The sequence below is a fragment of the Halobacteriovorax sp. genome (assembly GCF_048381875.1).
GTDB classification, from domain to species: domain Bacteria; phylum Bdellovibrionota; class Bacteriovoracia; order Bacteriovoracales; family Bacteriovoracaceae; genus Halobacteriovorax_A; species Halobacteriovorax_A vibrionivorans.
Genome location: NZ_JBLXBP010000010.1, coordinates 1 through 9,663, shown reverse-complemented (window position 1 = coordinate 9,663; position 9,663 = coordinate 1). Strand labels below are relative to the sequence as shown.

The window sequence follows — 9,663 nt, the reverse complement described above, 5'->3', positions numbered from 1 at the left end:
TCTTATTGATGACATTACAGTCGATGTCTTTAACATTACTTGAGAGTAGGTCCAGATCTTTTGAAGTGGATTCAATTCCTGATTCACAAGTGATATCAGCGAAAATATTTGTGTTAAGTAAAATTAAGATAAGTGACGTATAAAGTAATTTCATTCAAAAATAATAACACGGTGCTTAAATATCTAATAATATTATTAATACCTACGTAATATTAAATATTTAGTAGTGTTTTTAGGCAAGAAATATCAGGCACTCAAGTGAGAACCTGACAATATTTTTAGAATCGATATTCACTGTCTAATTGATAATAACTGGTCCTCTCAATTGGTGTTCAGTTCATATTGTAAGTATCGATAATTATAGTATGTTATGAAGATGTTTAGATGCTGTTGAAGCTTTTGAGGACACTTCGTCGAGCACCATGTCTTACGGACTAGTCGATTTATAGAATCCCTCAACATTGCACATGTATGATTAAGAATAAAGAGGGGGTCAAAACCTTTCTTCTTTAATTCTCCTTGTCCAGCAACGCACGAGCGTCCTCCTTCATATCTTTTGTAGTCACATGAAGGAAGATACTTCAAAACATATTTTGGATAGAGCTTGTGCATATCTGACTGGACGATCGCATTTTCATCAATGACTTCATAAATACTTTCGAATAATTGTGTTAAACCGACTTCTAAAAAACTCTGTCGATATCCGTATTTTTTCTTGGATTTTTTTGCAAGATGCCCAAATGCGGGTATTTGTGAAACCTTTGCTCCGAGGATTAATCGGCGATCCTTATCGACAGCTAAAGAAATCGATAGAGGTTTCATTTTTGTATGTTCATGAGTAATCATATCATCAAATTGTAAGTGAATGACTTTCTTTTCTTTAAGATGCATCATGAGATTTTGATGTTTTCTTAACGCTCTCTTTTCTAGAATCTCCATTCGCTTCGCAACAGTTTTTCGATCAATCCTTAAAACTTTAGCGATACGCCGCATTGATGTTTTGGAGCAAAGGAGATGTTCAATCATCAATAGGTCACGCCTTCTTCGATGACGATATTGATCACTAAGAGTTGCTCGAGAAAATCTTTTACCACAGTTTTTGCAGCGATAACGTTGGATTTTCTTAGAATCATCGCGTCGATAAAAACTTCCATCTTTAATGATTAGACTTGGCGATTTACATGTTTTTTCTGGGCAGATTATTTTCATACTCCTTATAGAGCAATAAAAAAGCAAGGTGAGAAATGTTAACCCTTTGATATTTCAGGAGTTTCTATTTGATTAAATAAAATTTTTAAAATTTAAGTAACACCAATCCAATGGGCCAGTTTCAGGTACTTATTACTTAGTTTTAATAGCTTGTATATCTCTCGTATCAAAATGCGTACAATTCTTTCAACAACCATTACTTGATCAAAAAGTAGTTTTTGTGACTAAACTCTAATCAAAGCTTGTGATGATATCAAATTTTTCAGTGTAGTTTGTCGACTCTACCTTATCTGAGATAGTTAAATCAAATTTAGTTTCAATACTAAAGTTTATCGCCGAACAATAAGTCTTTGATGTGTTGTTTTTTATTCTTAGATAGGTGATTCTATTTCCTAGAGGAGTAGGAGGAGTTACACACTCGATTGTAAATGAATCATTTCCTTGCTCGTTAGTCGCTACATTGACTTGGGCCTGTGTTATCTCTTTGCAATTTGGTGCATAGAAAGGGGCAATACTATTTGGTTCCAATTTTATCAGTGCTTCGTCATTTGCACCAAAAACACCTTCTAGATCTATTGTCCAATTTTTCAAGCTCTGTGAGATGATATCCTGTTCACTAATGGCGTAATTAAAATCACTCTGGTTTTTTAAGCTTAGATAACGATTATTTTGACTTGCTCCGGCCAGGTTCCATTCAAATTCGTCAATATTTACAAAACGAGGAATATGAATTCTAAACTGCTCTAGTGTTGTGCTACGATTAAATTGTAAACGATATGTATGCCAGTACCAACGTTCTCCATCTACAGCGTCATAGACAACATGACTTCTTGTTCTTTGAACATGTTGAACTCCATTAGAAGTTATTGCTTTTATATCTAGTTCTGCACTAGAGTCAGTTTTAAAGTTTATTTCAAGTGTCATTGATGAATTAACACTAATATCTTCAATGTCGTTATAATAGTAACGTGTACTCCATGAGACACAAGAATAGCGACCTTCATAGACCTGCCATGGGTCAAGAACTAGTCCATAAAGATCATTATCAGTATAGCTCTCACAGTTAAAGGTTCCACCTGTATTACAAACAGCATAAGTTGTAAGAGTAAGTAGAGTTATAAATGTAAGAGCTATTAGTTTATTCATTAGTTACCGTCGACACCTGTGATTGCAACATTGATTTTTGCATCAAAGTCTTCTGACTTTGCTTCGTCTCCTGCTTCTAGAGCTAGGATACCACGTACTGTAAATGCCGTTGAATCAGTTAGTGCTGATAAAACTTTTGCATTTGATGCACCTGGGTTTTCTGCCGCTGAATTGTACATATCTGATGCAATATCAGTGATGTCTTTTGAAGAATCAAACATAACACTTCCACTTGAAAGGTTAGCAGATGAGTTACCAAGAGTTTGTTGTCCAAAAGTATTTGAACCGGCAGATACAAAGATCATTTTCTCTAGTGATACAGATACGTCATTTGTTGATGATGTAAGTGATTTAGCAATCTTTAGTGAGTCACCTTTGAAAAGTAAAAGTTTTGATTTAATTTCAAATTTTACAAAACGGATATTTGATTCTCCATCAAATGTTCCAAGGTTTAGTGTTGCATCTTGTACATGGCCTGAAAAATTAGTTGTACTTAAAGTTGCATCACAGTCATTAAAAGATACATCTTCACCACAGTCTGCAAGTGCAATTGATACACTATTAACTTTTGGTGAAAAACCACCTGAAAGTGTGATTGACCCATTACCCGTTGAGTCTGTTGCCATTGCATTAAAGCTTAGTGCTACTGCAATTGTTGTAATTTTTACTAGATTCATTGTCTTCTCCTTATACTAGTTAGTCTGAATCATGATTGACTTTAGTCCTAATGGTATATTTTTGTGATTTTCCCAGTTTTCATAATCAATTCCGTATAGCGGAATAGCGGTAAGGTTCAATACTTCTGGAAATAGTTGTCCAGGGAATTGTTCATTGAATTGTCTTCTTAGATTTTTTATATGATATTTAAGAGAAACTTCTCCTAAAATTGTTCTTCCATTTGGTAGTAAGTAATTATTTAGATTTGCTTTATATAAAAACATATCGTCTTCGTCTAAAACACCTTTTGATTCGAAACCTGTAATAGGGTCTGTGTACACTAGATTCATTGTAAAGAACGTGTAAGCATCTCCTTTATTTGTAACTGCAAAGGCCAACTTCTTCTTATCTTTTAAGAATTTTAAGTACCTTAATTGCGGTGACACACTGGTATTCTTTGTCGAATAGTATATTTCACCTAACATAAATGAGGTCTGCTTGTTCGTGAAATCTATTTGAAAGCCAGAGTGGTAGCTCCCCAAATTCTCTGCTTTAGGAATATTGATTTGTACTGCATAGCTCTTTGTTTCGTTTGGAGCGAGTGACTGAATTATATTAAAGCTCTCACTACCTTTGTCATCAAGTAAAGAGATATAGGGGTTAAGAGATCTCTTAGTTGTCTGTCCTATCTTGTATGGTAGGTAAGAGTAGCTACCATCTCTTGCTTGGATTAATTCTGTTTTAGCTATTGTGAAAGTACAGTCCTCGTCTGTTATATTCTTTAGCACAATTTGACGATTTTCATCTTTCTCTTCAACGAAGTGCTTAATTGCTGGGTGTGAACGATTACCATTTTCACCTTTTTGTAAAATTGCACATGCAAAAGTTGCTATATTTGTTAGCATAAGAGTTACACAAATTATTCTTTTCATATTTAACCTTTAGCTTTATTTGTTATAAAATAAAACTCTATCTCTCTTAATCTGAATATCATCGCCATCACTATTTGAAAGTATAATTGTAACGATGACTTTGTTCTTATCTTTAAGTAGTTCAGCTAGTTCTTTCAGGTTAAGTTTTATATCCCACATCCCTTCGAAAACTTCTTCGATATCTACTTGAGCTTTGTATCCATTTAACTCAATAATCACTGTTTTTATATTTTTATAGCTAGTTTCAGATGAATCTAAAACTAATAGCGCTTCATACTTAGGGCCTCTTAAGATACTTGTGTCAAATTCAGTAACAATTTTCTCTTTTGTACTAAGGTCTTGAGCCTTAAGTAGGGTGAATGAAACACCAATTGACTCCATATTATCTTCAGGGAAGTTCAGGATCACTTCTTTTTCAACTTCTTCATAGACTGATGAATTAGCTGTTGCAATCAACTTATACTCACCATTTCTTAGTCTTGAGTATATAGTCGCATCTGCCGTTCTCCCGCTGATAGGAATGATTGCACTATACTGATCTATCAGCATGTAGCTAACATCTGTGATAATAGTGTCAAAGTCTTTATCATACTGACCATTTTTATTGATATCGTTATAAGAAAAGACGTTTAAAGATGATATTTGCTTAAGAGGGAAGTTAACCTCAACTGTCTTATTCTTTCTAACTTTTGTATGTTGTAAATATGAACGTGCCTTGAGTGATCGTGCTGTTACATGTCTTTCAATAATTGAAATATGATCTTTGTCTGCTTTCTGACCTTCAATTAAGTAACTACCGTCCAGTTCAGTTGTCGCTGAACCTGTTACGCTGTATACGCTTAGTCCTGCAACTCCTGGCTCATTATATTCACACACGTCATTATTATTTAAATCAATGCAGATCCTTCCTCTAATACTACCAGTTTTCTTCCCTCCGAATATATTCTCTACACTGCGAGGTGTTTTTGCTCCAAATCTATATTGAAATCGAAGTCCCACTTGATAATCGACATCATCATAGTAATTATTATTTTCTGCTCTTGCATAAATCTCTAACGAATAGTTACTATTTGTTCCAGCTCTAATTCCAGCTTCGATGTAGTCGAGATTTGTTTCCGTTTGAGTCACATAGTCATTTCTTTGACCCTGATCGTGTCCTGCTCTTAGGTATGCATCACCATTGAAGTGATTATTATTAATTGGAATATTAATTCCAATGTTTGCTCTCGATCTAAATGAGTCGTCACCAAATGATTCATATTCAAGATTTGCACTAATCGTAAACTCTGGTCGCTTATAACTTAAGTTAATTGTAATGAATGGTTCGTTTGTGTAGTTCTGAAAGTGATTGTCCTTGTATTCCTTGTCGGTAACACCAGCTCTCATTGCTGCATATAATCCATTTTTTTGATAAGCAAAAGTAATGAACTTTCTGCTTTCACTCTCGTCGCTACTATTATGGTCTTGGTAGTTTACACTCGCTGACAGACCATCTCCTAAAGGGAAGCTTACACGTATTTCATTTGAATTTCTAAATGTTGTTGTACTTGATTCTGTTTCATATAGATCTCTTTCTCTTTCATCATTTCGTGTCAGCTCAATTAGGACACCATCAAAATTATAAGACATTGAAGCGCTATTGTAGATTACCTCTTGAAAGCGATCTTTCTTGAAACCAGTTGATACCGCAATCGGTAGGTTTTTCTTCACCATATAACGCATGGCCGATCGATAGTCTTGAATAATACCACGTTGTGGATCATCTGATACTGTTAGTGAAGGAGCAAATGATAATTTATCATTAGAATTAAAGTTTCCTCGGTAACCAATTGAGCCAGATGTTTCGTTTGTATCTGAGTTTCGATTAAGGATAACAAATGTTCTTTGTCCTGGGATTGGGTCATATTGAAGCATTGCTGCAGTATTTAGCTCATCATTTTCATTGACACCAACAAGTGTTCCAACTTTCAGATTAGGTAAAATATCTTTCGAAAAACCAATCCCGTCTCTTGCCTCATTTCCTACATCTGCATCTATATCTAAATCAACATTATTTCCAGCACTAAATTTCCAGCTGTCGCCGTCAAAATGAAATGTACCTCTTGCGTCAGTTGCTTGTCCGTCCACCATATTGGCCTGGATATAACTTGATAGTGAAACATAGTCAGAAAGTGCTCCGTTTGAATTAATAATGACAGAGCTAAGGTTAGAATCTCGACCTTCAACACTCATATAATCATTTGTAATTGTCAAAGTTGTATCAAGATAATTACCTTGACGGTCTTGATTATTTGCGTTGTTCACAAATTTAACTTGGAATTTCTTTTGAAATTTAATAATGCCACCAACTTTGGCAACAACTTCAAAGGCCGCATAAGTTGATGTATTATTCTTAAAGTTTACTCTTACTGGTAGTAATTTTGTTTCACCGTTCTCAATTCTTGTTGGAGAAGTATTTAATGAAATACCAACCTCAGGAGTGAGATTCTTAACTGAGAAGTTATAATTCTCAGCACTATTTCCTGTGTTCTTTACTTTCAAGTTTAGCGTGTAGACTTTTTTATTTGTTTCAATGTTTTTATCAGCGTTAAAGAAGTCAAGATCCTGCTTCTTTGCAATAACAAAACTAATCGTTTTTTCGATTTTTTCTTTTGTCTGTTCGTCAATGAATATTATTTTTAGTTCGTGAATTGTTCCTGCATCAGCAAAGCTTGGAGAATAAGTATAAAAAGTTAGATATGTTAGTTCTCCTGCCTTAAGTTGAGCTGACTCAGGGGCTTCCACACGCCATTGTTGGTTACTTTCAGTGACAATTGTGTAGTTTGTATCACTACTTGCTCTAACTGGTAGGACTTGAATTGAGACCTCTCCGGGTTGAACTGTCTTGTCAGGCAGAGCTGAGATCTCAATTGAGTTCGCAAGAATAAGAGTGTTAAAAAGTAATACGACAAGTAATGTAAAAATATTAGTGCTTTTCATAGTATTCAGATCTTATACGAGTTAAGCTGATTTCATTTATCTTTTGCACTATTTACAATGATGTTTAGTGAATGTACACGTTTTATATCAACTAGTTAATGTACTAACTTATTTATTAGCTTAATTTTATTTATACGTTTTTCTTTCTCTTCTCATCTCGAAATGAAGCATCATCCATTCCTCTTTTCCAGTAACTTGAGATGAAAGTATTTTCACTCTTAACAATACCAATTTCTTTGATGCTTTCCTTTAATGACTTAACTTTATGGAATTCACCGGCAGCAAAAATAATTGTCTTATCACTAAGTTTGTCATAGTTCTTAAAGACACCCGAATAGACGTCATCACTTTCAATCGTTACAAAATTTATCTCAACTCGGCCCTTTGTTTGAAGCTCTAAGATATCGTCTTCACTAGGGATGCAAATCGTAGCCTTACCTGTAGCATCGGCTGGGATGAGGTTGAGGTAAGCGCGAACAGCATTAATTGAAGTGAGATCGCTGATACTTACCGTCATTATCAGATGATTGGTCGAAGTGTTGGACGCACTGAGGGAGGACTCTTCTCTGACGAAGAGTATTCTATTTATGAAGCTAAGAACGAAAAAATCTTAAATGATATTCAATTAGGCGTCCGCTATGTAATTCGTATGATCGATACTCCTCGTTTAAAGTTAGAATTAGGACCTGGCATTAGTGGAGGATTAGTCCATGTTAATACAAGAACAAAGACTAATTTTAATAATGATGAGTACAATGATGAGCACTTTAATGACATTGGTGGCTACTCTTATGGTGTTTCACTCGAAACAAAAGTAACTATAAATGATCGCTTCTTCATTACTGCAGGTGTCGAATACCGCAACTATGTAATGGCACCCTTAGAGCACGATAGTGGACTCTCGCAACAAATTGATCAAGAGGGAGTAAATTTTTATATTGGTGTTGGTGTGAGATTTTAATTATCTCTTTAGGAATCCATTTAGATTGATTGAGAAACCGATTACTAATATAACTGAAAAAGCAATGAAGATGGCAAGAATTGTGATATCTTCATTCTTTCCAATTTGCTCAAATATTGGCCCATACTCATTGGCATCATTTAGAAACTTATCAATTAGGGTTTTATTTTCTTTAGATATTCTATTTTGATAAACATGCTTTGTAAGGAAGTAGAGGCCACCACCAAAAATGGCCGTCATAATAATTCCTATTAGGTTGGCCGAGCTAAGTTTTTTATTAAAGTCTTTTGAAGCCTTGATATAGTCATTACTATTATCAAATTCTTTAATGTCAATCATGCTATTATTTTCGATCAATTTTTCTTGAACGACAGTGAGAAGACTTCTGCTGTCGTCTAACTTTGCTTTAGTTGCGCGCATTTTCAATATAATAGGAATAAAGATAAGAAGCGATGTTAGAGGGATTGTGAGCTTGTATACGATAGGCGCATTGTTAAAGAAGATAATCACGAGGGGAGTAATAACAAAAATAAGTGAAACGTAGTTGAAGATACGGTAGACATTCTCTTTTTGTAGAACATGATTCTCTTTATCTTCAACAAGATAAATATCAACTTCTTTTCCGATATGATGGTTTAAGTAATTCTGATTAGAGCCTAGAAATAATCTGCGATCTCCGTTTTGGTAATACTCAATAACTGGTCTAATAGTTGTGGATGTCTCACGCCCTCCACGATATCTTCGAGTCTTTGTCTCTTCTTTAAAAGCAATGATCTTTGCTTTGATAAGCTTACCATTGGTTTTGTAATAAGAATTAATACTTCTAATAATGAGGTGAAAGGCAAGACCGAAGAAGGTCATGGCCCCTAAGAAGAAAAGAGGAATGAAGTGATCAAATATCTGATTTATCATTCCTCTATTATATCACGAGTTAGAATTTACAAAGTGCCGATAGGCCAAAACTTCTAGGCGCCTCTCTTTGCGTATAGAGTTCATCGGCCCATGCTGGCGGCATATTGGCGAAGTAGTAGCCACGTAAACTATAGTTCTCATCAAAGATATTCTTACTCCATACTGCTATATCTAGGCCCTTATAGCGATAGCCAATTTTCACATCAACTAATTGGTATGGTTCTGACATATTGTCATGTGAGTTTGAGTAGAAGAAATCATCTGAGGCAAAGAAATTCACATTCCAGTACATCCCTGATTGATACTTGTACTCGATATTTAGATTCGCTTGATAATTTGGGGCGTGTGGCATTTCACGACTACGCAGATCTCTTGTACCAACAGTATAATCATTATAACGAGTACCTAGAAGTCCTAACGATGACATGAGATTTAAACCCAGCTCTTGCGTGTATGCAGCTTCAATTTCTGCTCCGTAATTTAGTCCACTAGTTGCATTGTCTGTATAGAAAGTGAATGAGCTAGGATCCATTGGGTCATCTTGAAAGGATGTCTTAACTTGTGCATCTTCACGGTACATCACAAAGAGATTAGTGTTAAGATCAACTTTTGAATCACTAAGTTTTGCTTTTTGGCCAACTTCAAGTGAATAGAGAGATTCAGGTTTAAATTCCTTGCGAGACTGTGGAACTGCTGACTGTGTGTTAAAGCCTCCTGGCTTATAACCCTTTACCAATTTGATATAGGCGAGATCACCTAAAAGATCTTTCTTTGATAAGGTAATATTAAGCCCATACATTAGATCATCTGAGTGAAGTTCTGCCGAGTTATCTTTGTAGTCGACGTCTCTGTATTCAATACGTGCAC

Annotated in this window: 8 protein-coding genes and 1 pseudogene; 1 reads left to right on the top strand and 8 read right to left on the bottom strand. The window is 35.1% G+C overall.

Annotated elements, in window-relative coordinates; all coding sequences use genetic code 11:
* Positions 1–321 precede the first annotated feature (321 nt).
* The 6 genes from ACN5L8_RS14900 to ACN5L8_RS14875 all read right to left on the bottom strand — a co-directional run bounded on the left by ACN5L8_RS14900 (position 322) and on the right by ACN5L8_RS14875 (position 7,440).
* Positions 322–1,209, bottom strand: a complete 888-nt coding sequence (locus tag ACN5L8_RS14900; RefSeq protein ID WP_419173405.1) for a transposase — start codon at positions 1,207–1,209, stop codon at positions 322–324.
* Positions 1,210–1,440: 231 nt separating this feature from the next.
* Positions 1,441–2,355, bottom strand: a complete 915-nt coding sequence (locus ACN5L8_RS14895) for a hypothetical protein (RefSeq protein ID WP_419173404.1) — start codon at positions 2,353–2,355, stop codon at positions 1,441–1,443.
* On the bottom strand, positions 2,355–3,032 hold the full coding sequence (locus ACN5L8_RS14890) for a hypothetical protein (RefSeq protein ID WP_419173403.1): 678 nt from the start codon (positions 3,030–3,032) through the stop codon (positions 2,355–2,357). Before ACN5L8_RS14890 ends, ACN5L8_RS14895 begins: the two co-directional genes overlap by 1 nt.
* Positions 3,033–3,047: 15 nt before the next feature.
* Positions 3,048–3,944 (bottom strand): hypothetical protein, encoded by an 897-nt coding sequence (locus ACN5L8_RS14885; RefSeq protein WP_419173402.1) that lies wholly within the window; start codon positions 3,942–3,944, stop codon positions 3,048–3,050.
* Positions 3,945–3,959: 15 nt separating this feature from the next.
* Positions 3,960–6,923, bottom strand: coding sequence for a hypothetical protein (locus ACN5L8_RS14880; RefSeq protein ID WP_419173401.1), 2,964 nt, complete (start codon positions 6,921–6,923; stop codon positions 3,960–3,962).
* Between the two features lie 130 nt (positions 6,924–7,053).
* A complete protein-coding gene (locus ACN5L8_RS14875; RefSeq protein ID WP_419173400.1) occupies positions 7,054–7,440 on the bottom strand; it encodes an SIP domain-containing protein in 387 nt (128 codons plus the stop codon).
* A gap of 6 nt (positions 7,441–7,446) precedes the next feature.
* On the opposite strand from ACN5L8_RS14875, the gene ACN5L8_RS14870 reads away from it, so the two are divergent.
* Positions 7,447–7,884, top strand: a complete 438-nt coding sequence (locus ACN5L8_RS14870; RefSeq protein WP_419173399.1) for a hypothetical protein — start codon at positions 7,447–7,449, stop codon at positions 7,882–7,884.
* Here ACN5L8_RS14870 and ACN5L8_RS14865 read toward each other — a convergent pair whose 3' ends face one another.
* Together ACN5L8_RS14865 and ACN5L8_RS14860 are read right to left on the bottom strand one after the other, a co-directional pair.
* Positions 7,885–8,796, bottom strand: a complete 912-nt coding sequence (locus tag ACN5L8_RS14865; protein WP_419173398.1) for a hypothetical protein — start codon at positions 8,794–8,796, stop codon at positions 7,885–7,887.
* 19 nt (positions 8,797–8,815) lie between these two features.
* Positions 8,816–9,663, bottom strand: a pseudogene (locus ACN5L8_RS14860) (hypothetical protein); the annotation flags it as partial.